Annotated in this window: 24 protein-coding genes; 20 read left to right on the forward strand and 4 right to left on the reverse strand. The window is 63.6% G+C overall.

From position 1 onward, the window contains the following. Positions 1–16 precede the first annotated feature (16 nt). The 4 genes from nusG (at position 17) to AX735_RS07370 (ending at position 2929) form a co-directional block, all read left to right on the forward strand. On the forward strand, positions 17–553 hold the full coding sequence (gene nusG, locus AX735_RS07355; RefSeq protein ID WP_023839461.1) for a transcription termination/antitermination protein NusG: 537 nt from the start codon (positions 17–19) through the stop codon (positions 551–553). Positions 554–880: 327 nt separating this feature from the next. Then, complete coding sequence (gene rplK, locus AX735_RS07360; protein ID WP_060977435.1) at positions 881–1312, forward strand: 50S ribosomal protein L11; 432 nt, start codon at positions 881–883, stop codon at positions 1310–1312. Positions 1313–1316: 4 nt separating this feature from the next. After that, positions 1317–2015 carry a 50S ribosomal protein L1 gene (gene rplA / locus AX735_RS07365; protein WP_060977434.1) on the forward strand — a complete coding sequence of 233 codons (699 nt, stop codon included), beginning with the start codon at positions 1317–1319 and terminating at the stop codon, positions 2013–2015. A 119-nt stretch (positions 2016–2134) separates the two neighbouring features. Then, positions 2135–2929: a transglutaminase-like domain-containing protein gene (locus tag AX735_RS07370; protein WP_066277914.1), complete on the forward strand. Its 795-nt coding sequence runs from the start codon at positions 2135–2137 to the stop codon at positions 2927–2929. 3 nt (positions 2930–2932) lie between these two features. Here AX735_RS07370 and AX735_RS07375 read toward each other — a convergent pair whose 3' ends face one another. Further along, positions 2933–3583 (reverse strand): RBBP9/YdeN family alpha/beta hydrolase, encoded by a 651-nt coding sequence (locus tag AX735_RS07375; protein ID WP_066277917.1) that lies wholly within the window; start codon positions 3581–3583, stop codon positions 2933–2935. Positions 3584–4071: 488 nt separating this feature from the next. Here AX735_RS07375 and rplJ point away from each other — a divergent pair, with 488 nt between their 5' ends. The 6 genes from rplJ to AX735_RS24945 all read left to right on the forward strand — a co-directional run bounded on the left by rplJ (position 4072) and on the right by AX735_RS24945 (position 8086). Continuing rightward, positions 4072–4587 (forward strand): 50S ribosomal protein L10, encoded by a 516-nt coding sequence (gene rplJ / locus AX735_RS07380; RefSeq protein ID WP_066278037.1) that lies wholly within the window; start codon positions 4072–4074, stop codon positions 4585–4587. Between the two features lie 69 nt (positions 4588–4656). Beyond that, the gene (gene rplL, locus AX735_RS07385) at positions 4657–5031 is read left to right on the forward strand and encodes a 50S ribosomal protein L7/L12 (RefSeq protein ID WP_060977432.1); all 375 of its coding nucleotides are present in this window, start codon (positions 4657–4659) and stop codon (positions 5029–5031) included. A 211-nt stretch (positions 5032–5242) separates the two neighbouring features. After that, positions 5243–6667, forward strand: a complete 1425-nt coding sequence (gene tldD, locus AX735_RS07390; protein ID WP_066278042.1) for a metalloprotease TldD — start codon at positions 5243–5245, stop codon at positions 6665–6667. 189 nt (positions 6668–6856) lie between these two features. Then, positions 6857–7354: a hypothetical protein gene (locus AX735_RS24935; protein ID WP_137775648.1), complete on the forward strand. Its 498-nt coding sequence runs from the start codon at positions 6857–6859 to the stop codon at positions 7352–7354. Beyond that, the gene (locus AX735_RS24940) at positions 7347–7517 is read left to right on the forward strand and encodes a hypothetical protein (RefSeq protein WP_156447443.1); all 171 of its coding nucleotides are present in this window, start codon (positions 7347–7349) and stop codon (positions 7515–7517) included. The genes AX735_RS24935 and AX735_RS24940 overlap by 8 nt, the downstream gene beginning before the upstream one ends. Further along, a complete protein-coding gene (locus AX735_RS24945) occupies positions 7514–8086 on the forward strand; it encodes a hypothetical protein (RefSeq protein WP_137775649.1) in 573 nt (190 codons plus the stop codon). Before AX735_RS24940 ends, AX735_RS24945 begins: the two co-directional genes overlap by 4 nt. 66 nt (positions 8087–8152) lie before the next feature. On the opposite strand, the gene AX735_RS07395 is transcribed toward AX735_RS24945, so the two are convergent. Further along, the gene (locus tag AX735_RS07395) at positions 8153–8563 is read right to left on the reverse strand and encodes a DUF2442 domain-containing protein (protein WP_066277921.1); all 411 of its coding nucleotides are present in this window, start codon (positions 8561–8563) and stop codon (positions 8153–8155) included. Between the two features lies 1 nt (position 8564). Next, entirely contained in the window at positions 8565–8786 is a 222-nt protein-coding gene (locus AX735_RS07400) for a DUF4160 domain-containing protein (RefSeq protein ID WP_066277924.1), read from the reverse strand. A gap of 259 nt (positions 8787–9045) precedes the next feature. On the opposite strand from AX735_RS07400, the gene acnA reads away from it, so the two are divergent. From acnA to AX735_RS07450, 10 genes are all read left to right on the forward strand, one after another. Further along, positions 9046–11718, forward strand: coding sequence for an aconitate hydratase AcnA (acnA, locus tag AX735_RS07405; protein ID WP_066277927.1), 2673 nt, complete (start codon positions 9046–9048; stop codon positions 11716–11718). Beyond that, the gene (locus AX735_RS07410; protein ID WP_066277929.1) at positions 11715–12380 is read left to right on the forward strand and encodes a hypothetical protein; all 666 of its coding nucleotides are present in this window, start codon (positions 11715–11717) and stop codon (positions 12378–12380) included. Before acnA ends, AX735_RS07410 begins: the two co-directional genes overlap by 4 nt. Positions 12381–12420: 40 nt before the next feature. Then, the gene (locus tag AX735_RS07415) at positions 12421–13065 is read left to right on the forward strand and encodes a carboxymuconolactone decarboxylase family protein (protein WP_066277932.1); all 645 of its coding nucleotides are present in this window, start codon (positions 12421–12423) and stop codon (positions 13063–13065) included. A gap of 1 nt (position 13066) precedes the next feature. Next, positions 13067–13621, forward strand: a complete 555-nt coding sequence (locus tag AX735_RS07420; protein WP_066277939.1) for a VOC family protein — start codon at positions 13067–13069, stop codon at positions 13619–13621. 116 nt (positions 13622–13737) lie between these two features. After that, on the forward strand, positions 13738–13872 hold the full coding sequence (gene rpmH / locus AX735_RS07425; protein ID WP_060977424.1) for a 50S ribosomal protein L34: 135 nt from the start codon (positions 13738–13740) through the stop codon (positions 13870–13872). A gap of 89 nt (positions 13873–13961) precedes the next feature. Beyond that, entirely contained in the window at positions 13962–14330 is a 369-nt protein-coding gene (gene rnpA / locus AX735_RS07430) for a ribonuclease P protein component (RefSeq protein WP_066277946.1), read from the forward strand. Between the two features lie 91 nt (positions 14331–14421). Continuing rightward, complete coding sequence (yidD, locus tag AX735_RS07435; protein WP_066277952.1) at positions 14422–14631, forward strand: membrane protein insertion efficiency factor YidD; 210 nt, start codon at positions 14422–14424, stop codon at positions 14629–14631. A 44-nt stretch (positions 14632–14675) separates the two neighbouring features. Beyond that, a complete protein-coding gene (gene yidC, locus AX735_RS07440) occupies positions 14676–16439 on the forward strand; it encodes a membrane protein insertase YidC (protein WP_066277954.1) in 1764 nt (587 codons plus the stop codon). After that, positions 16436–17089 carry a ribosome biogenesis GTP-binding protein YihA/YsxC gene (yihA, locus tag AX735_RS07445; protein ID WP_082730767.1) on the forward strand — a complete coding sequence of 218 codons (654 nt, stop codon included), beginning with the start codon at positions 16436–16438 and terminating at the stop codon, positions 17087–17089. The genes yidC and yihA overlap by 4 nt, the downstream gene beginning before the upstream one ends. Positions 17090–17221: 132 nt before the next feature. Further along, positions 17222–17875 carry a glutathione S-transferase family protein gene (locus AX735_RS07450; protein ID WP_066277956.1) on the forward strand — a complete coding sequence of 218 codons (654 nt, stop codon included), beginning with the start codon at positions 17222–17224 and terminating at the stop codon, positions 17873–17875. Positions 17876–17879: 4 nt separating this feature from the next. On the opposite strand, the gene AX735_RS07455 is transcribed toward AX735_RS07450, so the two are convergent. After that, the gene (locus AX735_RS07455; RefSeq protein ID WP_066277962.1) at positions 17880–18683 is read right to left on the reverse strand and encodes an NAD(P)-dependent oxidoreductase; all 804 of its coding nucleotides are present in this window, start codon (positions 18681–18683) and stop codon (positions 17880–17882) included. Between the last annotated feature and the right edge of the window lie 124 nt (positions 18684–18807).

Here is an 18807-nt window from a genome sequence, read left to right on the forward strand (position 1 = left end):
TTTGAAAGAGAACTGAATGTCGCGCTGGTACATCATTCACGCTTATTCGGGCTTCGAGAACAAGGTCCGCGACGCGATTCTCGCCGATGCCGAGCGCATGGGCCTGTCGGCGCTGGTCGAGCAGGTCGAGGTTCCGACCGAAACCGTGACCGAGGTGCGCCGCGGCAAGAAGGTGCAGACCGAGCGCAAGTTCTTCCCCGGCTATGTGCTGGCCAAGCTCAAGATGACCGACGATGTCTATCACGTCGTCAAGAACACGCCCAAGGTCACCGGTTTTCTCGGCCCCAATGGCAAGCCCCAGGCGATCAGCGATGCCGAGGCTGCGCGCATCCTGAACACCAAGGAAGAAGCCGCCAACGCGCCGCGCGCCCGTATCGATGTCGATTACGAAATCGGCGATTCGGTCAAGGTGCTCGAAGGTCCGTTCGCCAGCTTCAACGGCATTGTCGAGGAACTCGATTTCGACAAGGCCCGCGTCAAGGTCTCGGTCTCGATCTTCGGCCGCGCCACGCCGGTCGATCTCGATTTCGAGCATGTGGAACTGGCGAAGTAAGGGAGCATCGCAGGAAAAGTGGGAACCGGTTTTCCGGTTCGCGATGCGACCCACAAGGAATTTTGTCCTCACCCCTTTAGGGGAGAGGGCGACGAGACTTGGCAGCTTGCTGCCTAGTCGCAGTGGGAGAGGGTCTCCGGCGTTCGATCTTGACGCATCCCCTCTCCAACTCCGCGTAACCGGCAAGCCGGTAACGCTCCGTATCCTCTCCCCTGAAGGAGAGAGGATACATCGTGCGGGAGACTGGCCTTAAACCAGTCGCTTGACCGCTTAATTTGAGGGCGACGGGCACCTGCCTTTCGCCTGACAGAATGAAGGAGTGCCATCATGGCAAAGAAGATTGAAGGCTATATCAAGCTGCAGGTGGCCGCTGGTGCCGCCAACCCCTCGCCGCCGATCGGCCCTGCTCTGGGTCAGCGCGGCGTCAACATCATGGAATTCTGCAAGCAGTTCAACGCTGCCACGCAGGACATGGAAAAGGGCACCCCGCTGCCGACCGTCATCACCGTGTACGGCGACCGCAGCTTCACCTTCGTGACCAAGACGCCGCCGGCAAGCTACCTGATCAAGAAGGCAGCGAACCTCAAGAGCGGTTCCAAGCTTCCGGGCAAGGAAAGCGCGGGCACCATCAAGCGTTCGCAGCTCGCGGAAATCGCGCAGGTGAAGATGGCTGATCTCAATGCCAACGACATTGAAGCGGCAACGAAGATTATCGAAGGCTCGGCAACGTCGATGGGCCTTGAAGTGGTGGAGGGCTGAGATCATGGCAAAGGTGACCAAGAAGGCAAAGGCTCTCGCCGCCAAGCTCGACGCTGAAAAGCTGTACGGTGTCGATGAAGCCATCAAGACCATCAAGGAACTGGCGAGCGCCAAGTTCGACGAGACCATCGAAGTCGCGCTGAACCTCGGCGTCGACCCGCGTCATGCCGACCAGATGGTCCGCGGCGTCGTGTCGCTGCCCTCGGGCACCGGCAAGGACGTGCGCGTCGCCGTGTTCGCGCGCGGCGACAAGGCCGAAGCGGCTCTGGCCGCCGGTGCCGAGCGTGCGGGTGCCGAAGACCTGATGGAAGAAATCCAGAACGGCAAGATCGACTATGATCGCATCATCGCCACCCCCGACATGATGGGTGTGGTCGGCCGTCTCGGCAAGCTGCTGGGTCCCAAGGGCCTGATGCCGAACCCGAAGCTGGGCACCGTGACCCCGAACGTCGCCGAAGCCGTCAAGGCGGCCAAGGGCGGCCAGGTGGAATTCCGCGTCGAAAAGGCCGGTATCATCCATTCGGGCATCGGCAAGGCGAGCTTCTCGGACGAAGCGCTGCGCGCCAATTTCGACGCGTTCGTCGATGCGATCGTCAAGGCTAAGCCCTCGGGCTCCAAGGGCAAGTATCTGCGCAAGATCTCGGTCAGCTCGTCGATGGGCCCCGGCCTGAAGGTCGACGTGTCGGAAGTGCACGCAGGCTGATCGTCACAATCTGCTGCTAAGCCTTTCAGGGGCCGGAGGGGAACCTTCGGCCCCTTTTTGGTGTCTGGCTTCGACAGCCAACCCCCATCGCCTTCCCTCTCTGGCCGGAGCCGCACCCCATGACCCTCGATCTGCACGTCACGCTGACCTATGACATGGAGGTTCCCACCGACATCCTGCTCCAGGTAGAGGCGGCGGCCATCCCCGAACAGCGGATCGAATCGGCGCATATCCAGGCATCGCATTGCGACCATTTCGTCCGGGTGGCCGCGCTCGACGGGATCGGCGACCGCATCTGGCTGCGCACCAGCGGACGGCTCAGCATCGATTATCGCGCGCGGATGACGGTGCTGCGCGATCTCGCCGATGTCGCCACGCTGCCGCAGATGCCGCTGCACCAGCTGCCCGGCGAGACGGTGCAATATCTGTTCGATTCGCATTATTGCCCGGCGACCAAGTTCCACAGCTTCGTCGATACCGAGTTCGGCGAGCTTTCGGGCGGCGCGCGGATCGCGGCGATGCAGAGCTGGATCGCCGAGCATTTCACCTATCAATCGGGCAGCTCGGACGCCACGACCACCGCGCTCGACAGCTTCGTCACGCGCCACGGGGTGTGCCGCGACTATGCGCACGTCATGATCGTGCTCGCGCGCGCCTGCTCGATTCCCGCGCGCTTCGCCAGCGTCTATGCGCCCGATGTCACCCCGCAGGATTTCCATGCGGTGGCCGAGGTCTTTCTCGCCAATCCGGACGGCGCGGGCGGCGCCTGGCATCTGGTCGACCCCACTGGCATGGCGACCGCCGCCGACATGGTGAAGATCGGCGTCGGTCGCGACGCGCTCGACGTGGCGTTTCTCACCGCCTTCGGCACCGTCGAGCTGGTCGAGCAGCAGGTCAGCGTGAAACGCGCCTGACCCTCACTCGGTCAGGTCGGGCCGCCAGTCGGCCGCCAGTCGGCGGAGCGGGGCAGGGGGATAATGTCCTGCCTCGCCCGACAGTTCCGCGACGTCGAGCAATCGCGCCAGCAGCCTCTGTCCGAACGGCCAGTCGCCCAGGTCCGAATCGGCGTTGATATGCCCAGCGCGGCCTGCATCGATATGGTCCGCGCCCCAGAAGCTGGCGAGGCGATAGGCGCGGTCGGGGCTGATATACGGGTCGTCGCGGCTGCTCACCAACAGGCTGGGGAAGGGGAGCACCCCGCGCGCCGAGGGGGCGAAGCTGTTGAGACGCGGATCGGCCGGCGCATTGTCGACTTCCGGAGGGGCGACGAGCAGCGCGCCTGCCACCTTGCCGCCCGCGTGCGGCCGCTCGAGCGCCGCCCACCATGCGACCGCATGGCAGCCCAGCGAATGCGCGACCAGCACGATCGGCCCTTCGGTCTGACGGATCGCGAGATTCAGCCGGTTGACCCAGGCGTTGCGGTTGGGGGTGTGCCAGTTGCCCATGTCGACGCGGTGGCAGTTCAGCCACTGGCGCTCCCACAGGCTCTGCCAATGCGCGGGGCCGCTATTGTCGAGTCCGGGGACGAGCAGGATCGTGGGGTCGGTATGCGGAGCGAATGCAGTCATGGGGCACCTTCCGTTTCGAGTCGGTCCGTCCGGGGAGCGGCGAACCATGGCATCAAAATAACTCAACTAAAATGATAGACAAGTGATCTGCGCCACATGGATGGCGGTTTGCGCCGGACCGAAAACCCGATGGCGCTTGACTCTGGGCCCCACACTGCTAATGGCCTGCGCGACCGGACGTGCCGCGAGGCGTGTCCGATCACCGTCCGAGACAGTTGGTGCGGGGGATCTGCCCCGCTTAATTCCCAGCCTAGACGGGGACATGTTTTTCACTGTCGTGCGCCCGACGCACCACAGACGCTGCCATTTTTGTCCCGCGCGCATCGTCGCATCCGGGGCTTCGGCTCGGCAAACACCCCCACGGACAGACGGAGCAGAGCGGCCAGGACCGGCAACGGCCCTTTTCGCGCTGCACAAGCAACCGGGCGCACCGGTGGATGGTCTTCGATCGTCCATAAGCCGATGCGCTCATGTGGAAGGAGAACGGCATGGATCGTGCTGAAAAAGAAGCCGCTGTTGCCTCGCTGAACGCAACCTTCGGTGAAGCCGGTGTGGTGGTGGTGACCCGTAATCTGGGTCTGACCGTTGCCAAGTCGACCGAGCTTCGCACGAAGATGCGTGCGGAAGGCGCCAGCTACAAAGTGACCAAGAACCGGCTGGCCAAGCTTGCCGCTCAGGGCACGCCTTATGCCTCGATCGCCGACCTGTTCACCGGCCCCGTCGCGCTTGCGACTTCGGGCGACCCGGTGGCAGCGGCCAAGGTCGCGGTCAATTTCGCCAAGGATAACGAGAAGCTCGAGATCGTTGGCGGCGCGATGGGCGATGTGGTCCTCGATGCCGAAGGTGTGAAGGCGCTTGCCTCGATGCCCTCGCTCGACGAACTGCGCGCCAAGATCATTGGTCTCGTCAATGCCCCGGCCACCAAGGTGGTTCAGGTCATTCAGGCTCCCGCCGGGCAGCTCGCCCGCGTGTTCGGCGCCTATGCGGCCAAGGAAGACGCATAAGTTTTTGTACCTCCGCCGCACGCCCGGACCGGCTGCGGCAAGCAACATGTTTAGAATTGGAGACTTAAAATGGCAGATATCGCAAACCTGGTCGAAGAACTCTCGAAGCTGACCGTTCTGGAAGCCGCTGAACTCTCGAAGGCCCTGGAAGAAGCATGGGGCGTTTCGGCCGCTGCTGCTGTGGCTGTTGCCGCTCCCGCCGCTGGCGGCGCTGCTCCGGCTGCTGAAGAGCAGACCGAATTCGACGTCATCCTGACCGGCGACGGCGGCAAGAAGATCCAGGTCATCAAGGAAGTCCGCGCGATCACCAACCTGGGCCTGACCGAAGCCAAGACCCTGGTCGAAAGCGCTCCCAAGGCGATCAAGGAAGGCGTCAGCAAGGCTGAAGCCGAAGACATCAAGGCGAAGATCGAAGCAGCCGGCGGCACCGTCGAGCTCAAGTAATCTTCTGCTCCCGCGCCTTCGGGCACGGGGATGAAGAAAAGGGCGGCCTGCCATGCGCAGGTCGCCCTTTTTCGTTTGGGTTGAGCGGGTTGTTCCACGTGAAGCCGCGTCATGCCGCCGCCCGTTCCTCGTCACCCGCCGCGCGCGCGGGAATGACGGGTTTGCGCGCCCACCCCTTCCCTAACGCCCCCCGAGCGCGCATATGTCTGCGATGACCCAGACAGATCCCCGCTCGTTCCTCTACCGCGCTGATGCGCTCGACCCCGATACCGCGCAGGCAATCACCCGCGATGCGCTGAAAGCCTGCGACGATGGCGAGCTCTACCTGCAATATTCGGCAAGCGAGAGCTTCGTCTTCGACGATGGCCGGCTGAAGACCGCCGATTATTCGACCGATTCGGGCTTCGGCCTGCGCGGCGTCTCGGGCGAGATGACCGGCTTTGCGCATGCCAATGATGTCAGCGCCGCAGGGATCCGCCGCGCCGCCGAGACGCTGAAGCTGCTCGACCCGGCCAAGGGCGAGGCCGCGCCGCCGCCGCGCAGGAACAACCGGCATTTGTACACCGATGGCAATCCGCTCGAATCGATCCCGTTCGAGGCCAAGATCGCGCTGCTCGAGAAGATCGACGCCGCCGCGCGCGCGCGCGATCCGCGCGTGGCGCAGGTCACCGCGAGCCTGGTCGGCAGCTGGTCGGTAATCGAGGTGGTGCGCGCCGACGGTTTCGTCGCCACCGATGTCCGCCCGCTGGTGCGGCTCAACGTGTCGATCGTCGCGCAGAAGGGCGACCGGCGCGAGGTCGGCAGTTTCGGCATGGGCGGCCGCTATCTCTACGATTCGATGTTCGAGGACGCGGTCTGGAACCGCGCGATCGACGAGGCGCTCGCTCAGGCACTGACCAACCTGGAAAGCGTCGCCGCGCCCGCGGGCGAGATGACCGTGCTGCTCGGCCCCGGCTGGCCTGGCATCATCCTGCACGAGGCGATCGGCCATGGCCTGGAAGGCGACTTCAACCGCAAGGGCACCAGCGCGTTCTCAGGCCGCATCGGCCAGCGCGTCGCCGCCGATGGCGTCACCGTGGTCGACGATGGCTCGATCCAGAACCGGCGCGGCTCGCTCAGCATCGATGACGAAGGCACGCCAACGCAGGAAAACGTGCTGATCGAAAACGGCATTTTGCGCGGCTATATGCAGGACCGGTTGAACGCGCGGCTGATGGGCGTCGCGCCCACCGGCAACGGCCGCCGCCAGTCCTATGCCCACGCCCCGATGCCGCGCATGACCAACACCTTCATGCGCGCAGGCAATGATGACCCGGCAGAACTGCTGAGCCGCGTGAAGAACGGCATCTACGCCAAGAGCTTCGGCGGCGGCCAGGTCGATATCGTCTCGGGCAAGTTCGTCTTCACCTGCACCGAGGCCTATCGCGTCGAAAACGGCAAGCTGGGCGCCCCGATCAAGGGCGCAACGCTGATCGGCGACGGCCCGACGGTGCTCACCAAGGTCACCGGCATCGGCAACGATTTTGCCTTGGACGAGGGCGTCGGCGTCTGCGGCAAGGCGGGCCAGGGCGTGCCCGCCGGCGTGGGCCAGCCGACGCTGCTGGTCGGCGGGCTCACGGTAGGGGGGACTGGTTGAACGCAGGTAGGGATAGCTAGAATTGCCGGATTAAGCACTGTGTCCCGAGAATTCCAATCAGGTCTTTCACCATGTAAATCAACGCATCAAACGATGCGGTCGATTTATTCCGCTAACCGAATGTTCGCTTGACGAGCATTGTCTGGGCAGTGCAGGTTCGGCACAATAGTGTTTTGCCGGAGGTCATAATTGCAAACCAAATCTCTGATCATCAAGCATATACAGGAAATTCCGAACGGGAGCTTGCTTTATTACCCAGAGTTGGGAGACGGGCTGCTTTGCGTGTCAGCAAAGTATGATGGAGAGCTAGGGGAGTCGACTGTGATTGTCCCCCTTTCAGGGACGAGTGCTAGTCCATATGCGCTTCAACCGCTTCGAGCAGATCAACTGTCTGGCAGGGCAGTTATGGTGGATGGCGTGAAGGCGGAAGTCGATCTTTGCGCAGCTACACGTTTTGGGAATGCTGTTGCCTATGCTGACAATAACGGGACCTACGTTCGTTTGCGATCGGAGCGTACGATGATGGCGTCGATGCAATGCCTACAGCTTGATGATGGGATTATCCGCTCTTACCCTCCAACAGCAGGTATAGGCTTTGCAAGATGGAGAATCGTGATGGAGGAAGACCCTAGCGAAGAGCTTTGGAATTCTGACATGTTGATCAATGAGGAGACTGCACATGGCTGATGGTTCTGACAAAAGAGGAGGTGGCGACAAATCGGGCGATAAAGGGAGCGCCCAGAGCCAAAAGACTGAATTAAGAGACAGTTTTAGAATTGGAAAGCGTCCAGTCTCTAACCAAAAGGTGACCTCAAGCCTGAAACCGCCTACGCGACCAAAAGATAAATGACACTAGATGCAATCCTAGACGAACGATTTTTTCTATCTTATCGAGCCGATTACTCAGCTCGATACCATCGTCGTCGCGCTTCATTTTTGGGTGCATTTGATACCGTGTCGAACATCATAACAATGCTTGCTGGCACGGCTGTCTTTGTGAGCCTGATGCAAGGTGGACCAGTATTTCTTGCTCAGGCGGCTGGCCTGACAATTTCTGCTCTAGCGATTGTGCAGGTAGTTGTGGGCATTGGACCGCTAGGCGCTCGTCATACAGAATGGATGCGATCATGGGACAAGCTCGCCAATGACATTAGGGCGACACCAATGCCTACCGAAGAAGATTTGCGTCGGTGGAACGATCGGCGCGCAGAAATTGAAGGTGAGTGCGTCAATGAGTTGAGAGCACTTTGCTATGATTGCGAAAATAGGACTAGGACGCACTGGGGAATTACAGAGGGTATTGTGAAAATTGAGTGGTGGCAGCGCGCTATTATCCAACTGGGGACATTTCAAAGCGATTTCCCGGCGATGACTAACCCTAACCCATCTCCATCGAGGCCGGATGCGAAAACCAACTGATGGTTTTGCTTTAGCGCTCGACAATTCCGGGGACACGACAATTCCGGAGACACGAAACTTAACCCATCACCCCACCTTCCTTGGCCTGCCCCCCTTCTTCCCATTCTCGCGCGAAGCCTCCGCCTTCGCCCTCGACCTCGCCTGCCCCGCCCGTGCTGCCATCCAACGTGCGGTGCCGAACACGCCGTTCATCAGGCCGGGCACGGTATAGTCCACGTCCAGCGTCTCCCAGTGCAGACCGAAGCCAGCGCCCTGTACCTCGACCTCGGCGAGCTGCTCGGGGGTGGCATCCTGCAGGAATTCGACCAGTGCGGGCGGGAAGGCGAAGGTCGCGCCGCTGGTGAGATCGACGATGATGCGGTCCGTTTCGGCGTCGTAGCGCGCCGCGACCGCGCGCGGTTCGGCGATCAGTTTCGCCTTGCCGCGCTGCCTCGCGGCAGGGGCCTGCGCATCGGACCAGTGGGTATCGGCGGTCACGTCATTCACTCCCGTGTATCTCCTGCCAGCGCTGATGAAAGTCGGCGCTGTGGCGTTCGATAATGTCCATCGCGCGCCTGCGGTCGTTGGTCTTCATGGCGATGCTATAGTCGATCACCGGCCGCCCTTCAGGGCCGAACAGGAAGACCTTCATCTCGCCACCCTGACCGATCACATGGACATGCGGCGGATCGTGATCATCGACATAGATCACGAACCGCATCCCGGCTTCTCGGTGGACGACGACTATGGACCGTAGCGATAACCCAACAAGCTGGGTTTTTCAATACGCCCAACCCCCTTCCCCCCCGCAGAACCTTGCGCTAAGGGCTTGGCCGACTTATCGGTTGATGCATCGGCCCGCCGGTTCCGCGCACAAAAAATGGTCGCGCGCGTCCCCATCCGGCCCGTCGGTGACGAACCGCCATAGGCGGGGCACCGCTCCGGTGCCTTGGGACATACATAACTGGAAGGGACACCTCATGACCGCTGTTGGACAGGACACGCTCGGCACCCGGGCGACGATGGAAGTGGGCGGACGCACCATCGCCTATTATTCGCTGGCCAAGGCGGCGGAAAAGCTGGGCGACATCTCGCGCCTGCCGTTCAGCATGAAGGTGCTGCTCGAGAACATGCTGCGCTTCGAGGATGGCGGTTTCACCGTCTCCACCGCTGACGCCCAGGCGATCGTCGACTGGCAGAAGAACCCCTCGTCCGACGCGGAGATCCAGTATCGCCCCGCGCGCGTGCTGCTGCAGGATTTCACCGGCGTGCCCTGCGTCGTCGATCTGGCGGCCATGCGCGATGCCATCGCCAAGCTTGGCGGCGATACCAGCAAGATCAACCCGCTGGTCCCCGTCCACCTCGTCATCGACCACTCGGTGATGGTCGACGAATTCGGCCATCCCAAGGCGTTCGAGCAGAATGTCGAGATCGAATATTACCGCAATGGCGAGCGCTATGACTTCCTGAAATGGGGATCGAAGAGCCTCGACAATTTCAAGGCGGTCCCTCCGGGCACTGGCATCTGCCACCAGGTGAACCTGGAGAATATCGCGCAGGCCGTGTGGACCAGCACCGATGAGAGCGGCGCGGTCGTCGCCTATCCCGATACCTGTGTCGGCACTGACAGCCACACCACGATGATCAACGGCCTGGGGGTGCTCGGCTGGGGCGTCGGCGGGATCGAGGCCGAAGCCGCGATGCTCGGCCAGCCGGTCTCGATGCTGATCCCCGAAGTCGTCGGCTTCAAGTTGACCGGTCAGCTGCGTGAAGGCGTCACCGCGACCGACCTGGTGCTCACCTGCACCAACATGCTGCGCAAGCATGGCGTGGTCGGCCGCTTCGTCGAATATTACGGCCCGGGCCTCGCCTCGCTGAGCCTGGCCGACCGCGCGACGCTCGCCAACATGGCGCCCGAATATGGCGCGACCTGCGGCTTTTTCGGCATCGACGACAAGACCATCGATTACATGCGCCTCACTGGCCGCGACGAGGAACTGCTCGCGCTGGTCGAGGCCTATGCCAAGGAGCAGGGCTTCTGGATCGATCCGAACGCGGTCGACCCGGTATTCACCAGCACGCTCGAGCTCGACATGTCGACCGTCGTCCCCTCGCTCGCCGGTCCCAAGCGCCCGCAGGACCGCGTCGACCTGACCGAAGTCGACGATGTCTTCGCCAAGGACATGGCCGAGACCTACAAGAAGGCCAACGAGCGTGTTCCGGTCGAGGGCAAGGATTTCGACATCGGCGATGGCGACGTGATGATCGCCGCGATCACCAGCTGCACCAACACCTCGAACCCCGGCGTGCTCGTCGCGGCGGGCCTCGTCGCCAAGAAGGCCGATGAGCTGGGCCTCAAGCCCAAGCCCTGGGTCAAGACCTCGCTCGCGCCGGGATCGCAGGTGGTCACCGACTATCTGGTCAAGGCCGGACTGCAGCAGCACCTCGACAATGTCGGCTTCAACCTGGTCGGCTATGGCTGCACCACCTGTATCGGCAATTCGGGCCCGCTGGCCGAACCGATCAGCAAGGCGATCAACGACAACGGCCTGGTCGCCGCTGCCGTCATCTCGGGCAACCGCAATTTCGAAGGCCGCGTGTCGCCCGACGTGCGCGCCAACTTCCTCGCTTCGCCGCCGCTGGTCGTGGCTTACGCGCTCAAGGGCACGGTGATCGAGGATTTCACCACCACCCCGATCGGCACCGGCAAGAACGGCCAGGACGTGTTCCTCAAGGACATCTGGCCGACCAATCTCGAAGTCGCCGACACCATGGCATCGTGCATGGACCGCTCGATGTTCCAGGCGCGCTATGCCAATGTCTACAAGGGCGACGAGCACTGGCAGGCGATCAATGTGGAAGGATCGGAAACGTACAGCTGGCGCGCTGGTTCGACCTATGTCGCCAACCCGCCGTATTTCGAGGGCATGAGCATGACGCCTGCGCCGGTGGGCGACATCATCGAGGCCAAGCCTCTCGCGATCCTGGGCGATTCGATCACCACCGACCACATCTCGCCCGCAGGCAGCATCAAGGCGGACAGCCCGGCGGGCAAGTGGCTGATGGAGCACCAGGTCGCCAAGGCCGATTTCAACAGCTATGGCGCGCGCCGCGGCCATCACGAGGTGATGATGCGCGGCACCTTCGCCAATATCCGCATCAAGAACGAGATGGTGCCGGGGATCGAAGGCGGCATGAGCCGCTATGGCCAGGAAGTGATGCCGATCTACGACGCCGCGATGCGCCACAAGGCCGATGGGACGCCGCTGGTCGTGATCGCGGGCAAGGAATATGGCACCGGATCGTCGCGCGACTGGGCGGCCAAGGGCACCAACCTGCTCGGCGTCAAGGCGGTGATCGTCGAAAGCTTCGAGCGCATCCACCGTTCCAACCTGGTCGGCATGGGCGTGCTGCCGCTGCAGTTCCAGAATGGCGATACGCGCGAGAGCCTGGGCCTGACCGGTGATGACAGCTTCACCATCAAGGGCATTGCCGATCTGAAGCCGCGCCAGCAGGTGACGGTGGAAGTGACGCGCGCCGATGGCTCGAGCTTCAGCTTCGAGGCGCTGTGCCGCATCGATACCGCCAATGAGATCGAGTATTTCATGAACGGCGGCATCCTCCACTACGTGCTGCGCAAGCTCGCGGCATGATCCGGTTCGTGTCCAAGGCCGTCGCTGCGCTCGCCAGCGCCGCGATGGCCCTTGGCGCGGCCCCGATGGCGGGCGCGCAGGCGCCCGCCCGTCAGGCGAGGCTGGCCACCGATCCGCAAGAGGCCGGTCTCACCTGTTTCTACGCGGCGGTGGTGACCGGCGGCGGCAAGACCGAGGCCCTGGCCGAGGCGAGCTGGTTCCTGTTCGACCTGACCCGTCAGCAGACGGAAGCAGCACCCGAAACCTTTGCGGAAAAGCTCGAGGCGACGGCCAGCCTGCCCCCGCCCAATCTCGATACGCTCGCCGCCGATGCGCAGACCCTGCTGCCGCAATGCGCCAGCCGCTATCCACTGATCAGCTCGAAGCGCGTCGTCACCCTGCCCGCCGATCCGTTCACGCGCGAGATGCAGTGCTTTGCGCTGACCAGTTATCTCGCCGGCATGGCCGAAAGCGAGCTCGAGGATTCGGGCGAAAGCCCGTTCGGCAAGCGCGTCGGCGCGCTGGCGGACAGGCTCGCGGCGAAGCTGACCGAGGAGCGCGCCAAGGCCGCTGGCATTGCCGATGAAGCCGGGATGATCCGGCAATTCTCGCTGGCGCTGCGCGATATCAGCCCGCTCGGCAACCCGATGAAGGTGCTCGAAGCCTGCGAGGCGATGAAGTGACCGGCGCGGCTCGCTCTGCCCGCCTGCAGAGGAGCCGCTGATGCCGCGTCTGCGCCAGGTCCCGCGCGATTCTGCGGACGACTATGCCCGCAAGCTCTATACCGCGCTGTTCGGGGACCGCGATCCGGTCGCGCAGCCCGGCACCGCCACGGGCACGCCGGGCAACTGGTGGACCGTGTTCGCGCTGGTCCCCGATGCGTTCCGCCACACGACCGAGGGCTTCGGCTTCTACCGTTCCGACCGGCGCAAGCTCGATCCGGTGTTGCGCGAACTCGGCCAGACGCGCGCGGGCTATGCGGTGGGATCGCGCTTCGTCTATTCTCAGCACATGAAGGCGGCGCGCTTTGCCGGGCTGAGCGAGGAGCAGGTCCAGGCGATCGCGCACTGGCAGGTCGCCGATTGCTTCACGCCCGTGCAGCGCGCCGTACTCGCCTATGCCGATGCGCTGGTGCTGCAGCATGGCCGCGTGCCCGACGGCGTGTTCGCCGCGTTGAAGGCCGAGCTTTCCGACGAGGAGATTCTCGAACTGACCTATGTCACCGCGACCTATATGATGCATGCCGTGATGAGCCGCGCGCTGCGGCTGGAATATGACGATGTCGATGATCCCGTGACCGAGGTGCCCGCGCCCGAAGGCGCGACAGCCGATGTCATGGGCATGGTCGACCGGCGGAAACGGGACTGACATGAGCTATCACCACCTCGCCATGGCGGCGCGCGACATGACCGCGATCCACGATTTCTACGAACGGATCACCGGGTTCGAGCTGGTCAAGGTCGAGATCGCGCCGATGATGGGCGGCGGCTGGGGCAAGCATTTCTTCTACCGGATGGACGGCGACGACAGCAGCTTCATCGCCTTTTGGGAACTGAACGAGGTGCCCGGGGCAGAGGCGCACGAGTTCAACCTCAACAAGGCCGCGCACATGCCGCCGGGGACCAACCATTTCGCCTTTGCAGTGCACAGCGCCGAAGAGCTCGACGCGCGGCGCGACCAGTGGAATGCGGCCGGACTCGACGTGCTCGAGATCGATCATAACTGGTGCCGGTCGATCTATACCCGCGACCCCAATGGCAATATGGTCGAATTCTGCCTGACCACGGGCAGCTTCACCGAGGCGGACCGGGCAAGAGCGCTCGCCGCACTGGACGAGCGGACGATGAACCCTTCGCCGCCGCCCGCATCGATGCGGCAATGGCTGGCAAGGGATCGCGTGCAGGCGGAAACCCGAAGCGCCTGAATGCGCCGCGCGCGCTTGACTTTCCACAGCCCGCCCCTTATGCGCCCAGCTTTCGCGGGGACGGCCCGGCCGGTTTCCGCAGCGAATCATTCAACACCGTTTTTCAGGAGTGCCGCATGAAGCGCACATTTCAGCCCAGCAATCTCGTGCGCGCGCGTCGCCATGGTTTCCGTTCGCGCATGGCGACCCCGGGTGGCCGCGCCGTGCTGCGTGCACGCCGTGCCCGTGGCCGCAAGCGCCTGAGCGCCTGATCGGGCCGCCGCCCGTGGTTGCGGGCGCGCACGACAGCACCGAAACTGACAGCACGGGCGCTCCGGAGCCTTCCGGGGCGCCCGTTGTCATGCGGCAGCGGTCCGATTTCCTGGCCGCCAATGGGGGCTTGCGCGTCGGTACCCCGGGCTTCGTGCTGCTGGTCAAGCCGCGCGCGGACCAGCGCGAGCAGGTGCGGATCGGCTATACCGTCACCAAGAAGACCGGCAATGCCGTGGTGCGCAATCGCATAAAAAGGCGCTTTCGCGAACTCGCGCGCGCGCTGCTGCCCGACCACGGGATTGCGGGTGCAGACCATGTGCTGATCGGGCGGACCGAGGCGCTGACCCGCGATTTCGTCGCGATGAAGGCCGATCTCGAGCGCGCGCTCGCCCGGGTGCGCGAAGGCAAGGCGAGCTCCGACCGCCGTCCGCCGCGTGCCAAGCCGCGCAGGCGCTGATGCATCGCCGGTCGTCTGCCCTTGCATGTCCGTCTAACGCCGCTGGCATGTCCGGCATGTTTCGGGTGAGGGCAGGGGACATGGAGCATAAATGCGCCAGATCCTGATCATCATCGCCCGCGCCTGGCAGTTCGGCCCCTCGCGGGTGCTGCCGCCCAGCTGCCGTTACAGCCCGAGTTGCTCGCAATATGCCATCGAGGCGCTGACGAAATACGGTGCGATTAAGGGTGGCTGGCTGGCGATGAAGCGGCTATTGCGCTGTCACCCATGGGGCGGGCACGGCCATGATCCAGTGCCCTGACAGATATGCGCCCCCTTATGAATTGCCGGAAGAAGGTTTGAAGCGTGGAGAATCAGCGTAACGTTATCCTGGCCATCGGCTTGATGGCTCTGGTTCTGTTCGGATGGCCCTATGCGCTGGAAGTCTTCTATCCGGCGCGCCCGGCGACGATCGAGGATGCGGTCGAAGCGCCGCGTCCCGGCCTCAAGAACAGCAATGCCGTGCCCGATACCGGCACCGCGCCCAAGGTGATCCGCGAGCGCAAGGCGGTGATCGCTGGCAGCGCGCGCATTCCCATCGACGCCCCGCGCGTTGCCGGATCGATCAACCTCACCGGTGCGCGGCTCGACGACATCGTGCTCAAGGACTATCGCGAGAAGCTCGACAAGAATTCGGACCGGGTCCACCTGTTCTCGCCGGCGGGGACCGAGGACCAGTATTTCGCGCAGTTCGGCTGGATCGGCGAGGGAGTCACCGTCCCCACCAGCCAGACCGTATGGACCGCCAATGGCACCAAGCTGACGCAGAAGACGCCGGTGACGCTGAGCTGGACGAATCCTGCGGGCCAGCGCTTCGAGATCGCCTACGCCATCGATGCCAACTACCTCATCACCGTCACCCAGCGCTTCGTCAATTCGGGCACGACGCCCGCGATCGTGCGCCCGCTCGGGCTGATCAACCGCACCAGCGCCAATGCCGATCCCAGCACCTGGACGGTGCGTAACGGCCCGCTCGGCGTGTTCGACGATGTCGCCGATTTCGACGTGCATTATGACGATCTCGACGAAAACCCGAAAAAGCTGGTCGAATATAACGGCAATATCGACTGGCTCGGCTTTACCGACCATTACTGGCTCTCGGCGCTGATCCCCGCACCTGATACCAAGGGCAAGATGGCGGGCAATTTCCGCGCGTTGGGCGGCAAGCTCTACCAGTCCGAGCTGCTGTTCGACACCACGGTCGTCGCGCCGGGCAAGCAGATCCAGACGAAATCGATGCTGTTTGCCGGGGCCAAGGAAACCGAGCTGCTCGACGATTATGTCGATGCCAAGGGGATCAAGCTGCTCGACCGCGCGGTCGACTGGGGCTGGTTCATCTGGTTCGAGAAGCCGATCTTCAAGCTGCTCAACTGGCTGTTCGAGCAGGTCGGCAATTTCGGCGTCGCGATCATCCTGCTGACGATCATCATCCGCGGGCTGATGTTCCCGATCGCGCAGAAGCAGTTCGCCTCGATGGCGGCGATGCGCGCGGTGCAGCCCAAGATGAAGGCGCTGCAGGAGCGCTACAAGGACGACAAGCAGAAGCTTCAGACGGAAATGATGGAGCTTTACCGCAAGGAAAAGGTCAACCCGCTCGCCGGATGTCTGCCCATGTTCCTGCAGATCCCGGTCTTCTTCGCGCTGTACAAGGTGCTGCTGCTCGCGATCGAGATGCGCCACCAGCCCTTCGCTTTGTGGATCAAGGACCTGTCCGCACCCGACCCGCTGACCCCGGTCAACCTGTTCGGCCTGCTGCCGTTCGATCCGCCCAGCATGATCGCGATCGGCGTGCTGCCGATCATCCTGGGCGTCACCATGTGGCTGCAGTTCAAGCTCAATCCCGCGCCGATGGACCCGGTCCAGCAGCAGGTCTTCTCGATCATGCCCTGGGTGCTGATGTTCGTGATGGCGCCGTTTGCCGCGGGCCTGCAGCTCTACTGGGCGATGTCGAACGTGCTCACCATCGCGCAGCAGAAATGGCTGTACAGCCGTCATCCGCAACTGAAGGAACTGGCGGCCAAGGAAGCGGCAGAGAAGGCGGCCAAGGCCGACGGCAAGGGCAAGGCGTGACCGACGAAGCCCAGCCCATCATCCACCCGCTGCTGCAGGAAGCGAACCGGCTGTTTTCCGGCTCGGTGACCTTCCTCAAGTCCGCGCCCTCGCTCGAATTCCTGCCGCCACCGACCGTGCCTGAAATCGCCTTTGCGGGCCGGTCGAATGTCGGCAAGTCCTCGCTGCTCAATGCCCTGGTGGGCAGGCGGGCGATCGCGCGCACCTCGGTGACGCCGGGGCGCACGCAGGAATTGAACTTCTTCGATATCGGCGACCCGCCGCGCTTTCGCGTGGTCGACATGCCCGGCTATGGCTTTGCCAAGGCCCCCAAGGATGTCGTCAAGAAGTGGCGCTTCCTGATCAACGACTATCTGCGCGGCCGCGCGGCGCTCAAGCGCACCCTGGTGCTGATCGACAGCCGCCACGGGGTCAAGCCGGTCGATCTCGATGTGATGAAGATGCTCGACGAGGCGGCGGTCAGCTATCGCCTCGTGCTGACCAAGGCGGACAAGATCAAGGCAAGCGAGCTCGAGCGCATCGCCGACCTGACTCGCGCCGAAGCGCGCAAGCATCCAGCCGCTTTTCCCGATGTGATCATCACCTCGTCCGAAAAGCGGATGGGCATTGACGACCTGCGCGGCTTTGTGATGGACAGCATCAGCGAGTGAATCGGCCCAGCGCAGCCGGAACGCATTCTCCTTCTTTGCTTCGCGCCTTCGCGTCTTCGCGTGAATTATTCGGGTTCACGCGAAGACGCGAAGACACGAAGCGTGTGGAACAGCCGATCGATTGGGGCAGACATGAAGCTGTACATTGGCAACAAGAACTATTCGAGCTGGTCGCTACGCGGCTGGCTGGCGTGCAAGCAATCGGGCCTGCCGTTCGAGGAAGTGGTGGTGCCGCTGTACGACGAGGCCTGGCCCGAGCGGCGGCAGGCGCCCGAATTCCAGCCCTCCGCCGGCAAGGTGCCGGTGCTGTGGGATGGCGAGGCGGTGGTGTGGGATTCGCTCGCCATCATCGACTGGCTGGCCGATCGCACCCATCGCGACCGCTTCTGGCCCAAGGACCCCGTCGCCGCGGCGCTCGCCCGCTCTATGGCGGCAGAAATGCACGCCGGCTTCCTCCCGCTGCGCCGCGAATGCGGCATGAACCTGCGCCAGCGCTATGACGATTTCGACGTCAGCCCCGAAGTGCATCAGGACGTGATGCGCATCCTCTCGCTCTGGGCCGAGGCGCGCGCGCGGTTCGGGCGCGGTGGGCCGTTCCTGTTCGGCAGCTTCAGTGCGGCAGACATCATGTTCGCGCCGGTGATCACCCGCTTTCAGACCTATGGCATCACGCTGCCCGGCTTTGCCCAGGCCTATAGCGAGGCGATCCTGGGGCACGAATGGATGGTCGACTGGGCCGAGGCCGCGAAGGCCGAACCCTGGGTGATCGAACGGTTCGAGCGCTAAAGGCTCAGCCGCCACCGCGAAGGATCGCGGCCAGCCCCGCCTCGTAATCGGGATAGGCGAGCTGCCAGCCGAGCAGCCGCTTTGCCTTGCCATTGGCGACGCGCCGGTTCTCGGCGTAGAAACCGAGCGCCATCGGCGACAGGTTCGCCTCCTCGAGCGATTGCAGCGCCGGCAGCGGCGCGCCCAGCAACCGGCACGCGGCCTCGATCACCCGGTTCTGCGAGCAGGGCAGGTCGTCGGCCAGATTGTACACGCCCGCAGGCCCGCCGAACGAGGCGATCACGCCGCCCGCGATATCCTCGACATGCACCCGGCTGAACACTTGGCCCGGCATCGCGATGCGCTTGGCGCTTCCATCGCGCACCCGGTCGAGCGCGCTGCGGCCGGGGCCGTAGATGCCGGGCAGCCGGAGCACGCGGACGCGCGTATCGAGCGCTTGCCACACCAGGTCCGCCTCGGTGCGCGCATTGCGCCGCCCGGTGCCGACGACGGACGTTTCATCCACCCATGCCCCGCCCGCATCGCCATAGACGCCGGTCGAGGACAGGTAACCGATCCACTGCGCGGGGGCGGCGCGCAGGATGTCGGCATAATGGGTGAGCACCGGATCGAGCCCGGTCGCGCGGTCGGGCGGGACGCTCGAGAGCACGTGCGTCGCCTCGGCCAGCGCAGCGTGGACCGAGGCGGAATCGGCGAAATCCATATCGCCCCCGCGCCCCGTCCCGCGCACTTGCCAACCTTGCGCTCGCAGCCTCGCCGCGAGGTGCGAGGCCGAATAGCCCATGCCGAAGATGAAGAGATGGCTCATGGCCGCGAACCTAGCGAGGGGGGAGGGGGATGCAAGGTAGGATGCACTGTGGGGTCACGGTAGTGCATGCGTCCCTCGACTTCGCTCGGGACAAACGGGAAAGAGTGCGATTGGGTTATCGGGA

It is taken from the genome of Blastomonas sp. CCH1-A6 (assembly GCF_001556365.1).
GTDB lineage: Bacteria > Pseudomonadota > Alphaproteobacteria > Sphingomonadales > Sphingomonadaceae > Blastomonas > Blastomonas ursincola.

What these genes read in the sequence shown, in the direction of transcription:
- nusG (WP_023839461.1), top strand. Translation starts at nt 17, where the DNA reads ATGTCGCGCTGGTACATCATTCACGCTTATTCGGGCTTCGAGAACAAG.
- rplK (WP_060977435.1), top strand. Translation starts at nt 881, where the DNA reads ATGGCAAAGAAGATTGAAGGCTATATCAAGCTGCAGGTGGCCGCTGGT.
- rplA (WP_060977434.1), top strand. Translation starts at nt 1,317, where the DNA reads ATGGCAAAGGTGACCAAGAAGGCAAAGGCTCTCGCCGCCAAGCTCGAC.
- AX735_RS07370 (WP_066277914.1), top strand. Translation starts at nt 2,135, where the DNA reads ATGACCCTCGATCTGCACGTCACGCTGACCTATGACATGGAGGTTCCC.
- AX735_RS07375 (WP_066277917.1), bottom strand. Translation starts at nt 3,583, where the DNA reads ATGACTGCATTCGCTCCGCATACCGACCCCACGATCCTGCTCGTCCCC.
- rplJ (WP_066278037.1), top strand. Translation starts at nt 4,072, where the DNA reads ATGGATCGTGCTGAAAAAGAAGCCGCTGTTGCCTCGCTGAACGCAACC.
- rplL (WP_060977432.1), top strand. Translation starts at nt 4,657, where the DNA reads ATGGCAGATATCGCAAACCTGGTCGAAGAACTCTCGAAGCTGACCGTT.
- tldD (WP_066278042.1), top strand. Translation starts at nt 5,243, where the DNA reads ATGACCCAGACAGATCCCCGCTCGTTCCTCTACCGCGCTGATGCGCTC.
- AX735_RS24940 (WP_156447443.1), top strand. Translation starts at nt 7,347, where the DNA reads ATGGCTGATGGTTCTGACAAAAGAGGAGGTGGCGACAAATCGGGCGAT.
- AX735_RS24945 (WP_137775649.1), top strand. Translation starts at nt 7,514, where the DNA reads ATGACACTAGATGCAATCCTAGACGAACGATTTTTTCTATCTTATCGA.
- AX735_RS07400 (WP_066277924.1), bottom strand. Translation starts at nt 8,786, where the DNA reads ATGCGGTTCGTGATCTATGTCGATGATCACGATCCGCCGCATGTCCAT.
- acnA (WP_066277927.1), top strand. Translation starts at nt 9,046, where the DNA reads ATGACCGCTGTTGGACAGGACACGCTCGGCACCCGGGCGACGATGGAA.
- AX735_RS07410 (WP_066277929.1), top strand. Translation starts at nt 11,715, where the DNA reads ATGATCCGGTTCGTGTCCAAGGCCGTCGCTGCGCTCGCCAGCGCCGCG.
- AX735_RS07415 (WP_066277932.1), top strand. Translation starts at nt 12,421, where the DNA reads ATGCCGCGTCTGCGCCAGGTCCCGCGCGATTCTGCGGACGACTATGCC.
- AX735_RS07420 (WP_066277939.1), top strand. Translation starts at nt 13,067, where the DNA reads ATGAGCTATCACCACCTCGCCATGGCGGCGCGCGACATGACCGCGATC.
- rpmH (WP_060977424.1), top strand. Translation starts at nt 13,738, where the DNA reads ATGAAGCGCACATTTCAGCCCAGCAATCTCGTGCGCGCGCGTCGCCAT.
- rnpA (WP_066277946.1), top strand. Translation starts at nt 13,962, where the DNA reads ATGCGGCAGCGGTCCGATTTCCTGGCCGCCAATGGGGGCTTGCGCGTC.
- yidD (WP_066277952.1), top strand. Translation starts at nt 14,422, where the DNA reads ATGCGCCAGATCCTGATCATCATCGCCCGCGCCTGGCAGTTCGGCCCC.
- AX735_RS07450 (WP_066277956.1), top strand. Translation starts at nt 17,222, where the DNA reads ATGAAGCTGTACATTGGCAACAAGAACTATTCGAGCTGGTCGCTACGC.
- AX735_RS07455 (WP_066277962.1), bottom strand. Translation starts at nt 18,683, where the DNA reads ATGAGCCATCTCTTCATCTTCGGCATGGGCTATTCGGCCTCGCACCTC.